The 15,161-nt window shown below is 58.4% G+C and carries 16 protein-coding genes and 1 tRNA gene; 3 read left to right on the forward strand and 14 right to left on the reverse strand.

Annotation, left to right across the window (positions count from 1 at the left end; translation table 11 throughout):
• Nucleotides 1-182: 182 nt before the first annotated feature.
• The 9 genes from LQ220_RS18770 to LQ220_RS18810 form a co-directional block, all read right to left on the reverse strand.
• Nucleotides 183-788, reverse strand: coding sequence for a TIGR02281 family clan AA aspartic protease (locus LQ220_RS18770; protein ID WP_230189674.1), 606 nt, complete (start codon nt 786-788; stop codon nt 183-185).
• On the reverse strand, nt 785-1,555 hold the full coding sequence (locus LQ220_RS18775) for an MBL fold metallo-hydrolase (RefSeq protein ID WP_230189675.1): 771 nt from the start codon (nt 1,553-1,555) through the stop codon (nt 785-787). Before LQ220_RS18775 ends, LQ220_RS18770 begins: the two co-directional genes overlap by 4 nt.
• On the reverse strand, nt 1,552-2,328 hold the full coding sequence (locus tag LQ220_RS18780) for a TatD family hydrolase (RefSeq protein ID WP_230189676.1): 777 nt from the start codon (nt 2,326-2,328) through the stop codon (nt 1,552-1,554). Before LQ220_RS18780 ends, LQ220_RS18775 begins: the two co-directional genes overlap by 4 nt.
• Before the next feature lie 3 nt (nt 2,329-2,331).
• Nucleotides 2,332-3,897, reverse strand: coding sequence for a methionine--tRNA ligase (metG, locus tag LQ220_RS18785; protein WP_230189677.1), 1,566 nt, complete (start codon nt 3,895-3,897; stop codon nt 2,332-2,334).
• Between the two features lie 74 nt (nt 3,898-3,971).
• Complete coding sequence (locus tag LQ220_RS18790) at nt 3,972-4,952, reverse strand: AAA family ATPase (protein WP_230189678.1); 981 nt, start codon at nt 4,950-4,952, stop codon at nt 3,972-3,974.
• Nucleotides 4,949-5,581, reverse strand: coding sequence for a dTMP kinase (gene tmk, locus LQ220_RS18795; RefSeq protein ID WP_230189679.1), 633 nt, complete (start codon nt 5,579-5,581; stop codon nt 4,949-4,951). The genes LQ220_RS18790 and tmk overlap by 4 nt, the downstream gene beginning before the upstream one ends.
• A 13-nt stretch (nt 5,582-5,594) precedes the next feature.
• Nucleotides 5,595-6,758 (reverse strand): D-alanyl-D-alanine carboxypeptidase family protein, encoded by a 1,164-nt coding sequence (locus LQ220_RS18800; protein ID WP_230189680.1) that lies wholly within the window; start codon nt 6,756-6,758, stop codon nt 5,595-5,597.
• Between the two features lie 30 nt (nt 6,759-6,788).
• Nucleotides 6,789-7,667, reverse strand: a complete 879-nt coding sequence (locus LQ220_RS18805) for a septal ring lytic transglycosylase RlpA family protein (RefSeq protein ID WP_230189681.1) — start codon at nt 7,665-7,667, stop codon at nt 6,789-6,791.
• Entirely contained in the window at nt 7,651-8,646 is a 996-nt protein-coding gene (locus tag LQ220_RS18810) for a lytic murein transglycosylase (protein WP_230189767.1), read from the reverse strand. The genes LQ220_RS18805 and LQ220_RS18810 overlap by 17 nt, the downstream gene beginning before the upstream one ends.
• A gap of 183 nt (nt 8,647-8,829) precedes the next feature.
• On the opposite strand from LQ220_RS18810, the gene LQ220_RS18815 reads away from it, so the two are divergent.
• Nucleotides 8,830-8,919, forward strand: a tRNA-Ser gene (locus tag LQ220_RS18815).
• A gap of 179 nt (nt 8,920-9,098) precedes the next feature.
• Here the strand turns inward: LQ220_RS18815 and LQ220_RS18820 are convergent.
• Complete coding sequence (locus tag LQ220_RS18820) at nt 9,099-9,269, reverse strand: hypothetical protein (protein ID WP_230189682.1); 171 nt, start codon at nt 9,267-9,269, stop codon at nt 9,099-9,101.
• A gap of 202 nt (nt 9,270-9,471) precedes the next feature.
• Between LQ220_RS18820 and LQ220_RS18825 the strand changes: the two genes are divergently transcribed.
• Nucleotides 9,472-9,879, forward strand: coding sequence for a BLUF domain-containing protein (locus LQ220_RS18825; protein WP_230189683.1), 408 nt, complete (start codon nt 9,472-9,474; stop codon nt 9,877-9,879).
• A gap of 244 nt (nt 9,880-10,123) precedes the next feature.
• On the opposite strand, the gene LQ220_RS18830 is transcribed toward LQ220_RS18825, so the two are convergent.
• Nucleotides 10,124-11,005 (reverse strand): OmpA family protein, encoded by an 882-nt coding sequence (locus tag LQ220_RS18830; RefSeq protein ID WP_230189684.1) that lies wholly within the window; start codon nt 11,003-11,005, stop codon nt 10,124-10,126.
• A 493-nt stretch (nt 11,006-11,498) separates the two neighbouring features.
• Between LQ220_RS18830 and LQ220_RS18835 the strand changes: the two genes are divergently transcribed.
• A complete protein-coding gene (locus LQ220_RS18835) occupies nt 11,499-11,876 on the forward strand; it encodes a Rap1a/Tai family immunity protein (protein WP_230189685.1) in 378 nt (125 codons plus the stop codon).
• Between the two features lies 1 nt (nt 11,877).
• Here LQ220_RS18835 and LQ220_RS18840 read toward each other — a convergent pair whose 3' ends face one another.
• The 3 genes from LQ220_RS18840 to LQ220_RS25070 all read right to left on the reverse strand — a co-directional run bounded on the left by LQ220_RS18840 (nt 11,878) and on the right by LQ220_RS25070 (nt 15,146).
• Nucleotides 11,878-13,155, reverse strand: coding sequence for an amidohydrolase family protein (locus LQ220_RS18840; protein ID WP_230189686.1), 1,278 nt, complete (start codon nt 13,153-13,155; stop codon nt 11,878-11,880).
• 112 nt (nt 13,156-13,267) lie between these two features.
• Nucleotides 13,268-14,665, reverse strand: a complete 1,398-nt coding sequence (gene lpdA, locus LQ220_RS18845; RefSeq protein ID WP_230189687.1) for a dihydrolipoyl dehydrogenase — start codon at nt 14,663-14,665, stop codon at nt 13,268-13,270.
• Nucleotides 14,658-15,146: a DUF559 domain-containing protein gene (locus LQ220_RS25070; RefSeq protein WP_354958175.1), complete on the reverse strand. Its 489-nt coding sequence runs from the start codon at nt 15,144-15,146 to the stop codon at nt 14,658-14,660. Before LQ220_RS25070 ends, lpdA begins: the two co-directional genes overlap by 8 nt.
• Nucleotides 15,147-15,161 lie beyond the last annotated feature (15 nt).

A 15,161-nucleotide genomic window follows, 5' to 3' on the forward strand; every position in this document is an offset into this window, starting at 1 on the left:
GAAAGCTCCTCGGTACTCATACGCAACACCGCCATGCTCAATACCTCCGAACAGCCGGAGGGCACGGTAGCCCAAGTGAGACATCTCTACTTTGCGCAACTGTGACATTTGAACGTTGCTGCTACAATATTTAAGTCCGATAATATATATTATGTTAAATGCGAACTGTGTCGGTCGGGCGATTAAGGCTCCAACACCATCTCACCTTCTTCAACTCGCCAACTTTTCAGGCGCGATAAAAAGTTCATACCTAGCACATTCGTTTTTCCGAATGCCGGTGACACCACTACAGGCAGATCATCCATTTTTATGGGGCCGACCTGCATAGAAGAAACCATAGATCGCGCCGCTTGCACTTGGCCATTTGCGGTCTCTATTGTGACCGGAATTCGACGAGTGTCCATCTGTAACCCGGATGCAGTGGCTGCCGCTCCTGACAAGGCGGTAAATGTCGCGCCGCTGTCGATCAGAAATCGGGTTGGTGCACCGTCCACCGTGCCGTCTACCCAATAGTGGCCGTCCTCGGCCAAAGCTACGCGCAGAGCATTGCCATCCGCATTTTGCCGCGGTCTTCCCAGTATATCTCCGCTTACACGGTGGGCGATGGAAGCAATTCCGTTCCGATAGCTGACTATGGTAAATATTATGGCAAATAGCGCGACCCACGCCGCAGCCATGCCGATGGCGGAACGCCACGCTATGCGCCTGTATAGTAGCGAAGAACCCACCAACACCAGCACGGCAAGATACCATATGATGCTCGCGGCGTCGGTTGGTCCGTCCATCATAAAGTTACCATCATGCCGTCAAAGGCCGGCTCGACGTTGTCCGGGAGCGTTTTGCGCAGAGCCGAATAGTCCATGCTGTTGTCCATATGGGTGAGGATCGCCCTGCCCGGCTTTACCGACCCAATCGCTGCTAACGTCTGCGCAAGATGTGGGTGTGTGGGATGCGGACGCTGTCTCAAGGCATCGACAACCCAAACATCCAGACCATCATATAGACTCAGCATATCAGTCGTGACTTCATGAAAATCAGTGGCATAGCCAATAGATCTATTTCGATGCGTAAAGCGAAACCCGGTGGAGAAAATCGATCCGTGGGGCTGGTCGACGCAGCGAATCTGAATGTCGCCGATCGACAGCGCATCGGGCAAGATCTGCCCATCAATCGTAGAAGGATATCCGTCCCGCCCTTCAAACGCATAGCCGAACCGCATTTTCAGCAGATTCAAAGTCGGCCGGCGTGCAAAGCCGAGGATTGGGGATCCGGCATGGTGGAACAGCTGGCGGACATCATCGATGCCATGGCAGTGATCGGCGTGATCATGCGTCCACAGGATCGCATCGATATGGACGACACCCGCCGCCAGTAATTGGGCGCGCATGTCTGGCGAGGTATCCACGAGAATACGTGTGGTAGGGCTCTCGACGAGAATTGACACTCGGGTGCGCGCATTTTTGGGTTCCAGCGGATCGCAATCGCCCCAATCGTTTCCGATGCGCGGAACCCCGGAAGAGGTGCCGCACCCAAGGATAGTGACCTTGAATGTCACGAAGCGGTCTTGGCGAACAGCTTCCTGAAGTTCGCTGTGGTATTGGCTTCGAGCTCTTCGATAGTTTCCCCGCGCAGATTGGCGAGGAAGCGTGCCGTGTCCGCGACATAGCCCGGCTCACACGGCTTGCCGCGATGCGGCACGGGAGCGAGAAACGGGCTGTCCGTTTCGATCAGAATGCGATCGGCAGGGAGGCGTTTGGCCGTCTCTTGCAAATCCTTGGCGTTACGAAAAGTGACAATGCCGGAAATGCTGATGTAGAAGCCGATCTCCATCGCAGCATCGGCGAACGCACCGCTCGCGGTGAAGCAGTGAATGACGCCGGGGAAAGCCCCCTTCCCCATTTCATCGCGCAAGATCGCCAAGGTGTCATCCTCTGCATCGCGGGTATGGACGATCAGGGGGAGTTGCGTTTCCCTGGCGGCGGCGATGTGGGCACGGAAGGATGTCTGCTGCCGGTCGCGATCGCTGTGGTCGTAATAGTAATCGAGGCCGGTCTCACCGATCCCGACGATCCGCGGATGGGCCGCGCGATCGACGAGTTTGGCAGTGTCGATGTGCGGATGTTCGTCCGCTTCATGGGGATGGATTCCGACCGTTGCCCAGACGTCGGGTTCCCGTATCGCGGTTGCCAGAACGGCGTCCCATTCGCTCTCTCGGGTAGCGATGTTGAGCATTAACTCGACACCTGAAAGTCTTGCGCGCTCCAGCACGGCTGCCTGATTTTCGACCAAGCCTTTGTAATTCAAGTGGCAATGACTATCGATCAGCATGGGTCAGGCATCCGCTTCGGTCAGTTCGAGGCGGGGAAATAGCGGCTTGGGCGGCGAAAGGACAAAGCCGCTGGCTACCAGTGGGCCGTACCATGACGATCCGATATCCTGAATAAGTCGACACGTAAAACCTATTCCCATCTGATCGAGCAGCGCGTCGGACGAGGTGGGAATAACGGGTCGGATCATGAGGGCGAGGTTCCCGATGGCTTCGTACAGCGTTGCCAGCACGGCGATCATCCGGTCAGGATCGGTCTTCCGCAAGGCCCAGGGCGCCTGCGCGTCGATATACTGGTTGCAGGCGAAGACGGCGCGCATCCAGGTTTCGATGGCTTGTGAGGGTGCCAGATCGCTCATCGCGGCAACGAAATCGTTGGTTGCGGTGCCGATCAAGGCGCGCAATTCATCGTCGGCGGCAGCAGCGGTGCCGCCATGTGGTAGCTTGCCTTCAAGGTTCTTGGCTATGAAGCTGAGAGTGCGCTGCGCCAGATTGCCGAAGCTGTTGGCCAGATCACTATTTGCCCTTTGTACAATGGCTTCTGCGCTATAGCTGCCATCATTTCCGAACGTTACTTCGGATAATAGGAAGTACCGCAACTGATCGACGCCGAAGCGCTCGGCAAGCGCGATGGGGTCGGCGACATTGCCCACGGACTTGGACATCTTTTCCCCGCGATTGAGCAGGAACCCATGTCCGAAAACATGCTTAGGCAACGTCAACTTCGCACTCATCAGGAAAGCTGGCCAGTAAACAGCATGAAATCGAACGATATCCTTCCCGATTATGTGGATGATATCGCCAGTATCGGCCCAATATCGGGCCATACGTTCGCTGTCGTCGGGATAGCCACAGCCGGTCAGGTAGTTGGTCAGTGCGTCGACCCACACATACATGACATGGCCATCGCTGCCCGGCACCTTTACCCCCCAGTCAAAGCTGGTTCGGGAAATGCTCAGATCGGACAGGCCACCTTCCACGAAACGCATGATTTCGTTGCGGCGGCTGTCCGGACGGATGAAGTCAGGTTGTGCCGCATAAAGATCCAGCAAAGGCTGTTCATATTTGGAGAGCTTGAAGAACCAGCTTTCTTCCACCGTCCATTCGACAGGCGTGCCTTGCGGAGAAAGCTTTGCCCCCTCCCCACCTTCGATCAGTTCCTTCTCGTCATAAAAGGCTTCGTCGCGGACGGAGTACCAGCCTTCGTAGCGGCCCAAATATAGGTCGCCATTGGCTTCCATCGCCTTCCACAAGGCCTGGCTTGCAGCGTGGTGATCGGGCTCGCTCGTTCGAATAAACCGATCATAACTGATCTTAAGAATGTCATCCATCTGTTTGAAATAGGATGCCATCTCATCGGCAAGCTCGCGTGGTGTTATGCCCCGCGCCCGCGCGGCTTGGTCCATTTTCAAGCCATGTTCGTCAGTGCCGGTCTGGAAGAATACGTCGCGCCCCATCATCCGCTGAAAGCGTGCGATAGCGTCCGTGGCGATCGCTTCATAAGCGTGCCCGATATGCGGCCTTCCGTTGGGGTAACTGATCGCGGTCGTGATGGTAAAAGGCTTGGACATAAGCTCGCTTCAAATGGCGTGAGGCCGCTTCTCTAGCGGCTGTCGAACGTCAGGCAAAGGCGATTTGTCGACAGTCAGACGGCGCGACGCAGGGAAGCAAGCGTTGCCACATGGCTGCATAGTTCAAAAACGACCGTTGCGGGGTCCAGCGATAATATCACCGCGCCCGATGCAAGATGCTTTGCCTGCTCCCAAGTTGTCAGCGTAGATTTGAGCGTAGACCCTTCCGCACACTTGGCTGACGCGGCCAGAAACGCCGGTGCGCGTTCAAGGAAAGCCTCATATCGTGGACGAGCCGCTTTTGTCGCCAACCGTCTGGATATATCGAGCCGCAATTTGTTGGTCGGATCGCCGCTCGCAGCAATCGCTAACAAGGTTTGCTCGATGTCACCCAGATCGAGGCCGGCATAACCCAAAGCGCGACCGGGCGACCCTGCTCCGGCAAGAACGAGCGCCGCCAGTTCATCGGGTGATATGTCGGGCTTATGCCGGCGCACGACGACCTGCATCGCTTCGTCGTCCAGCGACTGGAAGCGCAGCATACGGCATCTGGATCGAATGGTCGGCAGCAAGCGCGAAGGGGCATGAGAAACGAGAAGGAACAGCGTGCCGACCGGCGGTTCTTCAAGATTTTTCAGGAGCGCGTTCGCAGCGCTGCGTTCCAGGTCGTCGGCACTGTCGATCACTATGATCCGGCGGTCGGACAAGGACGGGACTTTATTCAGCAATCGCTGCAGGCCGCGCACCTGATCCACGCTGATGTTTCTCGCCAGATCGCCATTATCCTTTTCCAACCGGGAAAGTTCAGCATAATCCGGATGCGTCCCCGCATCGAACAAACAGGCATTGGATTCGGTTGGAGGAAGATCGAAGCCATCTCCGGCTTTCAATGCACCTGCAGCTTCGGCAAGCAATCGTCGCGCGGCCATACGCGCAAAGGTCGCCTTCCCTACCCCACGTGGTCCGGCGAGTATCCAGCCATGATGCATTCGTTCGCCACGCGCGGCTTCGAGCAGGGTGCGGACCTGCATATCCTGACCCAAAAGTGACGTCATGGCAGCATGTCGCTTAATGCGTCGAGCAACTGCGCAGTCACATCGGGTGCAGTGCCGCTGGCATCCACAATCCGAAAGCGATCAGGTTCGTTCTGCGCAAATCGTGCGAAGGCAGATGCCACCTTGCGGTGGTAGCTTCGATCCCGTCCGCCGATCCGATCCACGTCATTGCCGTCCCGCACCGCTGTGCGAGCCTCTGCAATGTCTTCGGGCAGGGTCAGGATCAGCGTCCGGTCCGGCAGATAGCCATCGCTGCCGATACGATGCAGTGTCAGAATATCGGCATCTTCCAAACCGCTCGCGCCACCCTGATAGGCTCTGCTGCTGTCGAGAAACCGGTCGGCAATGACCCATTCACCGCGGTCCACCGCAGGCTTGATGATACGGGCCACATGATCGGCGCGCGCTGCCGCAAACAACAGTGCCTCTGCGCGCGGTGTCCAGCGGTCGGCATTTCCGGTGAGCAACAAAGCCCGTATAGCCTCCGCCCCGGGGCTGCCGCCCGGCTCGCGCGTTTCCAGCACCGTCGCGCCGCGCGCTCGCAGCGCGGCGGCAAGCGCCTTGACCTGCGTCGATTTGCCGGCGCCTTCACCACCTTCCAGCGTGATGAAACGGCCCTTCGTTGTCATCCGATTATGCCCATCACCCGAAGAATGACATCAATCCGTTCCATAGACGTCCGAAGATTCCGGCTTCCGCCACAGCTTCGGCGGCTACCAGCGGCATCGTCTGCGCTCCGGTATCGGGGGTAGTGACGACCAGTTGCGCGATCTGCTGCCCCTTTGCGATCGGTGCCTTGATCGGGCCGGTATAGACGACCTTGACTTGCATCTTGCTGGTCGCGGTGCTGGGCATCGTTACCGCGAGATTGCGGGGAGCGACCAGACCGACTGTACGCGCGCTGCCAAGCTGCACGTCGGCCGTTTCCACCAGCGCGCCCTTTTTGAACAATGGCTGCGCCCGCCAAGCCTTGAAACCCCAGTCCATGAACCGCACCGATTCTTCGACACGGCCGTTGAAGCTATCGAGGCCCGCCACGACCATTACGAGGCGACGGCCATTTTGTTCGGCCGACCCGGTAAAGCCATAGCCTGCTTCCTCGGTGTGCCCGGTCTTGAGACCGTCGGCTCCGGGTATACGACCAAGTATGGGGTTGCGGTTCGCTTGCGTAATTGCGCTTCCGCCCATCGTCTTGCCCCATGTGAACGACGGGGTGTCATAAAATTTCTTGTAGAGGTCGGGCGTTTCCTGAACGGTTGCCGCTGCCAACGTCGCCAGATCGCGGGCCGTGACATAGGTCACGCCTTCATCGGGCCAGCCATTGCTGTTGCCGAAATGGCTATTTTTCAGCCCCATACGCGCCGCTTCCTGATTCATGGCGGCGGCAAAGGCTTGCTCGGTTCCCGAAATGCCTTCCGCCAGCACGACGCAGGCGTCATTGCCGGAAAGCGTCACGATGCCGTGCAGCAGGTTTTCTACGGAAACCTGCTCCCCCACCGAAAGGAACATGGTGGAGCCTGCAGCGGGGCCATGCCACTTCTTCCACGTTTCGGGGCGGACAGTGAACTTCGTGTCGAGCTTCAACTGGCCCTGCTGGATCAGACGGAACGCGACATGCACGGTCATCATCTTCGCCATCGACGCAGGTGGCATTCGCTTATCTGCGTCCTTGTCGAACAGGATAGCGCCTGACGACAAATCCTGCATGAACGCGATGGGCGCTGCACTGGTATAGGGAGGCGCTTCGGCAGCAAGGGGCTGCGCCAGAAGCGGCAGGAGCAGAGCGGCGGCAAAGGTTTTTTTCATCTAGACTCTCGAAAATTCGGACCCGCCATTTCAACGCGATGGCGTTATGGATATATCGTCATTAGCCACAATGGCGGCATCGCGGAACCCCTTCGATGCGGCATATGTTACACCGGCGCGCGCATCTTCGGCACGACGATAGGGTCCGAAGTATACCCGCCAGACGCGATCGGTCAGCGACATTCTTGCGCCCGTTCTGGCGGCAAGCGATTCGGCCCGATCCTTGTCCGAAAAGGCGGCGATTTGAACAGTGTATAAGCCATTGTTCGGAAGCGTGCGCGCGGTCTCCAGGCTGGCCGTTTTTATCGGAACGGAAAGGCGGTTGCGTAAATCAGCCAGAGTCGGGCCAGATATGGCACGGCGTTCGGCGACTCTTCGTCCGGAACGCAGGATTGCGCGCTCAGCCTCCGGTGGCGATACGCGCTTGATACGGACCGGTGCGGCACCCTGGCCGAGCAGTCCCAATTGGTCCGCCGCACCGCGCGAGAGATCTATCTCACGCGCCTGAGTGAATGGGCCGCGATCGTTTACCCGCAACACTATCGTTCGCCCCGTCGTCAATGCGGTGACTTCCACATAACTGGGCAACGGCAAAGTGCGATGCGCGGCGGTTATGCCGGAGGGATCGAAGCGCTCGCCATTAGCGGTGCGATTGCCGCTCAGTTCTTCGCCATACCAGCTCGCATAACCGACGGCTTCATAGTTTGGCGTGTCGGCCGGGATGTAGGTGACGCCGCCCACCGTATAAGGCGCACCTATCTTGACGGGGAGATCGGAGACCGCCTTTCGGTCGTTGCGGGATTGACCGGCACGGAAATTCCCGTCCCGTGTGCCGTCAACCATGCCGCAGGAGCCCAGAAACAGCAGCAACGCCCCGGATATACCGAGATGACTAACCCGCCACTGCATCCGCCAACAATCCGACCGACAAAGCATAGAAATTCGAACAGTTGTAATCGAGGATCACGCGGTAGTTGCCGGTGAGCAGATAGGCCGTCTGTCCGGGGCCGTCCGGTTCGATCAATGTCGCCAGATCGCTGTCTGCCAGCCGTGTCGACCCCGTTAGCGTGATGCCGCGACTGCGCCATTCCGCCATGGTGAGCCAGCGGCTGTGCCGTTCCATGACGCGGGGGCATCGGGCCGCGTTGGTGCGATTGGCGATACTCGACCGGTCGAACCCAGGGGGTACGGCAACTGCGACGCCCCACGGGGTGCCCTTGCGCCATCCCGCATCGACGAAATAATTGGCGATGGACGCCAGCGCGTCCGCTTCGCTCGACCATATATTTGCGCGACCGTCACCGTCGCCATCCTTCGCCACGCGCAGATAGACCGAGGGCAGGAACTGGGGATAGCCTGTGGCCCCTGCCCAACTGCCCACCAATTGCGAGCGAGGGACGCCATTGTCGAGCATTTTGAGCGTCGCAAGGAACTCCGGTTCGAACAGCGCGCGCCGACGCCCTTCATGCGCCAGAGTAGCGAGCGACCGGAGCAAGTCGAAGTCCCCGGTATAAGAGCCATAGTTCGTCTCATGGCCGTAGATCGCGACCATGATCGCTTCGGGAACGCCGGTTTCGCGCTCGATCCGCGACAGCCTCGCGCGATTGTTCTGATAGGCGACACGGCCACGGTTGATCCGCGCCGAATCGACATGCTGCCGACGGTAGGGTTCGAAAGCAGGAATTGGCGAGTCTGTGCTCCCGCCCGGTTGCGACTGATCCAGTTGCACCACGCGAGGATTGGAGGTCAGTGTCGGGAAGACGCTGTTCATCGTTGCTTCGCTGATCCCCATGACCCGAGCCTTTGGACGAAGGCTGGCAAGATAGGATTGAAACCCGTCGTCCGTTTGCGCCACGGCAGGTGGCGCAAGGGCGTTTCCGGGCCACATTGCGCTGGCGAGCAGAGCAATGGCGAGTACCGCGGATCGTGTCATGTGCGTTCCCCTTATTCGCTGAAGCCGATTGTCGCATAGATGGACGGGCGCGTGAATCCCTTTATTTTCATGTTTCCTTCGGCTCATCGAAAGATTTGCCTTGGATTTGCGCGGCGGGGCGATAATGAAGCCGCCAACGGACAGGTGGCCGAGTGGTTTAAGGCAGCGGTCTTGAAAACCGCCGAGGGTGCAAGCTCTCCGTGGGTTCGAATCCCACCCTGTCCGCCATTTCCCGTCGATTGCACGCTATGGCGCGATGTTGTGCGCTATGGCACCAGACAACCCGCCGACCTTCATCATATTCGGCCTTGGCGGAATCTGCCTCCATATCATTCGGGGCGCACGCATGGCTGGCGCAAAGATGATTATCGGCGTGGATCTCAAATGCTGACAAAGGCGCTGTAGCATTACGCATGGGCGCTACCCACTTCGTCGACCCACATGCGCTCGGAGATGATCTGGTCGGTCACCTCCTGGAACTTACGGCCGGCGGTGCAGACTATAGGTTCGAGGCAGTGGGCAGGCACCTCTGCCCGAACCGCGCAGGCGGCAAGAAATATTGCCTCAGACAATGTCATGGCCTGCCTGTGCTCGCTTCCAGCTACAAAGGAATGGGCCTGAAACGACGCTAAGTGGTGCGCCGCTGTAGCGCTGCAGATTACACGTCTCACATAAGTCGCATTGGGCTTGCATGAAGCGATGCAACTTAAGTTAAAGCGCTCGTTAATATTTTTTTTCCTCTTGTTTCATAGAGTTGGCATCCAGTCGGAGATACTCACTATGAAACGCCTGCTCTATATCAGCACAGCTCGATCCATCTTACCGCCATCGGAACTTGACGAGCTGCTTACCAAGTCACGAAAGGCAAACGCCATGGCGGATATCACCGGATTGCTTGTGGTAGGCGGACGCCGCTTTCTGCAAGTTCTCGAAGGCCCCGATGAAGCCGTGGCCGAGACATATGTGCGAATAAGTCGTGACCCCCGCCATGTCGCGCTGGTCAAGCTTCATGACAAGGAGGTCCCAATAAGGGCATTTGGATCATGGGCCATGGGGTGTGAGCAAGGTGGCGTGGCATCGGCATCGGCATCGCTGGAAGAGCAAGTGTACGCTATTATCGCACCAATTACGGATCCCACACTACGTGCATATTTTATGGGATTTGCAGAAACCCATACCCGGATGTGAGCGAGTGGATGCTCTTGCCCGACGTACCGCATCCTCGCCAATGAACCTCTTGACCTAACCGAGAGCGCAGAGTCCCCCAAGCGCATCACATGGGTGCGGATCGCGCGGTTCTTCGCTATACCGGGATACGTGCCCTTCTGTGAGCCCAGCGTGAGTACGCCCGCCGTCTGCTTTGCGTAACAGTTTCGGTCCTACAACCTGCTCCTCGACGTTCGCGGGGCGGGCTATGCCCGCCCCGTCCACATCAAAGGCCGTCGAGGCCTTTGCTCACGAGGATGTTCACAGCAACACGACGGTTCTGTGCCTTGCCTTCGTCGGTACTGTTGTCGGCCAATGGGTCCGCTTCGGACATTCCGGCCGGGGTGAGCATGCGGTAGGGCTTCCAGTGGCATGCCTGCTGGAGATGATTGACGACTCGAGTGGCGCGCTTTTCGCTGAGCGCTTGATTGAGTTCTTCGCTCCCGGTGGAATCGGTGTAACCCACGACAAGCAGCAGCGCGTTATCCATCCCCTCAGCAGCGGCCGCCGCGGCGCAGAGGTCGTTCTTCGCCTGGGGCGCGAGTACAGCCTTACCCGTGTCGAAATTCACGTTGGTAGTACCCTTGATGTTGTACTGGCCAATATCCGCCATGCGGCCGCGCAGCGCCTCCGTTGCTGCAGTCTGTTCGCCAAAGCGTTGGTCAGTAGCGTTGTGTATCATAGAGGCAGTCTTCAGATCCTTATTCTGAAGTTTGAGCTGGCTTGCCACCAGACCGTCAGCCGACTGCAGGGTCTTCACGGTAACGGGCAGTCCGTTGAGCAGCGAAGTCGCAGGGAGCCTGGCGCGATTCAGGCCCAAAAAGCCCTTGCTCGCGCTAATTTTAGTGGCGTCATTGACGGTGACTACCGTTTTGGTGCCATCCTCGGCCGTGACCTGCACCTTGTCGCCACTGCGTGCGGAAATGATGCCCTTGACCTCTGGCCCTTCGGACATTTCCGACCGTTCAGGCGCACTTGTGTCGGAAACGGTCACGGCAAGGGGTGGCTCGGCTGGCTGTTGCGTCTGCGCAGACACGCTGCCCGACGCTACGTTGGCTAACATGGCTGGTAGTAAGATAACTCTAGCACCTTTGGAAATGATACTCATTTGGACTATCCTTCAAATTCGAACAGTTGGGCCTGCGACCGCAGTTTTCATCCGATGGCCATTCGCGCGATGCGTATTTAGCTGTCGGAACCCTCGATTTAGCTTCATGATGTCGGCGACCTGGAGCCGCATCGACCACCATGAATGTCTCGCCTGTTCAAACTAACCTTTCGCGCAGATGAACACATCGCTGGCACTATTGATTGTACCGCTGCGTCGGGCGCTGGTTGCGACGAACCGATGCGACCTCTCTCCTTAAGCAAACGATCGGTCTGGAAAATCAGACGCCGTCCTTTCATGTGATGGGTTGTGATCAAAATTCGCTAGGACGGCTTTTTAGCGCCATGGGCATTGTTCAACGGGCTCGACACCCCCCTGCGCTGTGAGCGCCATGAATATATCGTTGAACATGCCAAGCCTGTTCCATCGGTCGCCAGCACAATCGCGCTTAGCGGTGGATTAGCCATTTATAGCAGTGGGATCGGCTTTGAATATGCTCCATATAGTCGGCATGAATCTACGCTGCCTTGCCCCGCTCATTTGCCTTCCAATGCTGTTTGCGGCGCCGCAGTCTGCGGTCGCGCAGACATTCATGTTCGAGACGGGCACTACATTACTGGCCAAATGCCAGAATAAGGCACCGGAATATGCGCTTGCCTGCACAGCCTATATCGTGGGCGTTGTCGACGGGATTAAGAAGGACATTTTTCTGGGACGCGCGCCCGATAATTGCTGGCCGGACCAACTAGGGGCAGATCAGGTGCGCGATCTGGTGGTGAAGTATCTTCGCACCTATGCCGATCAGCGGTCTTTTCCGGCGTCGCTCACGGTCAGTGTCGCGCTTAACGATGCGTATCCCTGCAAGAAATAGATTAGTCGGTAACGACTACGCCGCCCTTAATCACAGCGTCCGGCTTTTCGAGCAGGCGCACGTCGGACAACGGATCGCCTGACACGGCGACCATATCGGCGTAGCGCCCCACGGCAATGGCGCCGACATCCTTCTCGCGGCCCAATGCTTCGGCGGCATTGCGGGTGGCGGCCTGGATGGCTTGCAGCGGGGTCATGCCATATTGAACCATGACCTTGAACTGACCGCCCACCTGCCCGTGCGGCATGACGCCTGCGTCTGAGCCGAAGATCATGCGGACACCGGCGGCGTTCGCCTTGCGGAAGTTGTCGCGCTGGATTTGTGCGATCTCGCGATCCTTGCGGAGATTGTCTTCCAATACGCCGTTCTTTGCGCCTTCAGCCTGAGTGTAGTCGGTATTGTATATGTCCATCGAGAACCAGACCGGTTGCTTGCGGGCGACGGCGAGCTTGATGCCTTCATCGTCGACGAGGCTGGCATGTTCGATGGTGTCGATCCCTGCACGGATGGCGGCCTTGATGCCTGCCGCGCCGTGGGCGTGGGCCGCGACGCGCAGACCCCATTGGTGCGCTTCGTCGGCGATGGCCGCGAGTTCGAGTTCGGAGAGTTGCTGCTGGCCCGGTTCGGTGTTGCGGGAGAAGACGCCGCCGGTTGCGCAGACTTTAATGACTTCGGCACCATATTTGCGTTGTTCGCGGACGCGGGTGCGCAGTTCCTGGGGGCCGTCGCCGACGGCGTCGCCTTTGGCCTTGAAGCTGGGTGGGAGGTAGGTCTCGTCGCAATGGCCGCCTGTCGCACCCAGCGCATGGGCTGCGGGAACGATGCGAGGGCCGGTGGCATAGCCGCCGTCTATCGCCTGTTTTACGGCCACGTCGTTGTAATTGCTGGACCCCACATTGCGGACGGTGGTGAATCCGGCGCGGAGCATCTTACGCGCGTTGTCCGCCGCGACGACGGTCCAGAAGCTGTCAGTGTATTGGAGGCTGTTATAGCCGCCCACTTCAGCAAGGCTGTCGAGATGGACGTGCATGTCGATGAGGCCCGGCACCAGCGTCTTGCCGGACATGTCGATGTGCCGGACGTCGTTGCCCCGGCGAACGGTGCGCGCGTCGGCGACGCTGGTGATGCGTCCGTCGGTGATGAAGACAGCGGGGTAATCGACCGTCTTGCCGCCGAGCACGTCGACCATGTGATCGGCGGTGACGACTACGGTTTCAGCCGATGCGGGGGCACTCATCAGCGCAGCGCCGATGGCTATGATAGATGCTGCTTTGAACATTGGATGCTCCCCTAAGCTTTTCATAACTTCTCTAACATCGCCCATATGCGCCACCGCACAGGCATTCGCCATTCTGTAGGGAATCTACAGAATGGCGAAGTCTTTCAATATTTTAAATGTGGATAGCCCGTCCGTAGGCGCCCAACACGCTTTCGTGCATCGATTCCGAAATGGTGGGATGCGGGAAGACGGTTTCCATCAGTTCCGCTTCGGTCGTTTCCAGCGTCTTGCCGATGACATAGCCCTGGATCATCTCGGTGACTTCCGCGCCGACCATATGCGCGCCCAGCAGTTCGCCGGTGGCTTCGTCGAACACGGTCTTCACGAAACCGTCGGTCTCGCCAAGGGCAATTGCCTTGCCGTTGCCGATGAAGGGGAATTTGCCGACCTTCACCTTGTACCCGGCTTCCTTCGCCTTGGCTTCGGTCAGGCCCACGGACGCAACCTGCGGATGGCAATAGGTGCAGCCGGGGATGTTGAGCTTGTCCATCGCATGGGGATGCCCGCCCGACAGATGTTCGACCGCGATGATCGCTTCATGGCTTGCCTTATGCGCCAGCCACGGTGCGCCGGTGATGTCGCCAATGGCGTAGATGCCTTCGACGTTGGTCCGGCAAAATTCATCGGCTTCGATGTGGCCGCGCTGGTCCTTCGCGATCTTGAGTTGCTCCAGACCTATGCCTTCGTTGTTCGGCACGATGCCGACCGCGACGATCACATGGCTGAACTCTTCGGTCGTGACCTTGCCGTCCTTGTCCTTGATTTCGGCACTGATACCCTTGCCGGTGTCGGTGATCTTTTGGACGCCGGTCGATGCGCGGATGTCCATGCCTTGCTTGGTCAGGTTCTTCATCATGAAGTCGCTGACGTCGGCATCCTCGACAGGCAGGATGCGGTCGAGCATTTCGACGACCGTCACCTTGGCACCCATGTCGTTATAGAAGCTGGCAAATTCGATGCCGATGGCACCCGAGCCGATGACAAGCAGCTTCGTCGGCATTTCGGGCGGCACCATCGCATGGCGATAGGTCCAGATGCGCTTGCCGTCAGCCTTTGCGAAAGGCAGGTCGCGGGCGCGGGCACCGGTGGCGATGATGATGTTCTTCGCTGCCAGATCGGTTGCCTTGCCATCCTTCGTAACGGACAGCGTGCCCTTGCCGGTTAGCTTGCCATCGCCGAAATAGACGGTGATCTTGTTCTTCTTCATCAGGCCAGTGACGCCCTGATTGAGTTGCTTGGCGACGCCGCGCGACCGGGCGACGACCTTCTCGATGTCGAACGCGGGCTTTTCCACCGACAGGCCATATTTGTCGGCCTGTTGCATGTAATGATAGATTTCCGACGAGCGCAGCAGCGCCTTGGTCGGGATGCAGCCCCAGTTGAGACAGATGCCACCCAGGCTCTCGCGCTCTACGATAGCGGTCTTGAGACCCAACTGGCTCGCGCGGATCGCGGCGACATAGCCACCGGGGCCGGAGCCGAGGACGATAAGGTCGAATTGGTCAGCCAAGGGTATCTCCTGTTGTTCCCCTCTCCCCTGGAGGGAGAGGATACGAAGCCTTGGCCGCTTGCGGCCTAGGCGTAGTTGGTGAGGGGGAAGCGTCCAAAACGGACACCAGTCGGGCGACAACCCCCTCTATATTAGTCAAGATGTCGATATTGCTGAAACGAAGAACGGTGTATCCCGTCCGCTGCAACCAAGCATCCCTTTCTAAATCATGGTCGGACCCCATGTGGTGCCCGCCATCAGCTTCGACAATCAGTCGCCTCTCCTGGGAGACAAAATCTGCAATATATCGTCCTATGGGCTGTTGGCGCCGAAACTTAACCTGACAAATCTGCGCATTTCGCAAATGGTGCCACAAAAGTTTTTCAGCATCCGTCATATGACGTCTGAGGCGTTTGGCATTTTCAAGAGTGTGTTGCGTGTATCCCGCCAACGTCCCCTCACCCTCCCACCGCTTCGCGGTGGGCCCCTCCCTCTCCCTCAAGGGGAGAGGGGTTAT

The organism is Sphingobium sp. CECT 9361, from assembly GCF_918741285.1.
Classification (GTDB): Bacteria; Pseudomonadota; Alphaproteobacteria; order Sphingomonadales; family Sphingomonadaceae; genus Sphingobium.

Bases quoted from the DNA above. Each gene is read 5' to 3' on its own strand.
- LQ220_RS18835 (WP_230189685.1), top strand. From the start codon at position 11,499: ATGCTCCATATAGTCGGCATGAATCTACGCTGCCTTGCCCCGCTCATT.
- LQ220_RS18830 (WP_230189684.1), bottom strand. From the start codon at position 11,005: ATGAGTATCATTTCCAAAGGTGCTAGAGTTATCTTACTACCAGCCATG.
- LQ220_RS18800 (WP_230189680.1), bottom strand. From the start codon at position 6,758: ATGAAAAAAACCTTTGCCGCCGCTCTGCTCCTGCCGCTTCTGGCGCAG.
- tmk (WP_230189679.1), bottom strand. From the start codon at position 5,581: ATGACAACGAAGGGCCGTTTCATCACGCTGGAAGGTGGTGAAGGCGCC.
- LQ220_RS18820 (WP_230189682.1), bottom strand. From the start codon at position 9,269: ATGACATTGTCTGAGGCAATATTTCTTGCCGCCTGCGCGGTTCGGGCA.
- LQ220_RS18840 (WP_230189686.1), bottom strand. From the start codon at position 13,155: ATGTTCAAAGCAGCATCTATCATAGCCATCGGCGCTGCGCTGATGAGT.
- metG (WP_230189677.1), bottom strand. From the start codon at position 3,897: ATGTCCAAGCCTTTTACCATCACGACCGCGATCAGTTACCCCAACGGA.
- LQ220_RS18770 (WP_230189674.1), bottom strand. From the start codon at position 788: ATGATGGACGGACCAACCGACGCCGCGAGCATCATATGGTATCTTGCC.
- LQ220_RS18790 (WP_230189678.1), bottom strand. From the start codon at position 4,952: ATGACGTCACTTTTGGGTCAGGATATGCAGGTCCGCACCCTGCTCGAA.
- LQ220_RS18810 (WP_230189767.1), bottom strand. From the start codon at position 8,646: ATGTGGCCCGGAAACGCCCTTGCGCCACCTGCCGTGGCGCAAACGGAC.
- LQ220_RS18780 (WP_230189676.1), bottom strand. From the start codon at position 2,328: ATGCTGATCGATAGTCATTGCCACTTGAATTACAAAGGCTTGGTCGAA.
- LQ220_RS18805 (WP_230189681.1), bottom strand. From the start codon at position 7,667: ATGCAGTGGCGGGTTAGTCATCTCGGTATATCCGGGGCGTTGCTGCTG.
- LQ220_RS18825 (WP_230189683.1), top strand. From the start codon at position 9,472: ATGAAACGCCTGCTCTATATCAGCACAGCTCGATCCATCTTACCGCCA.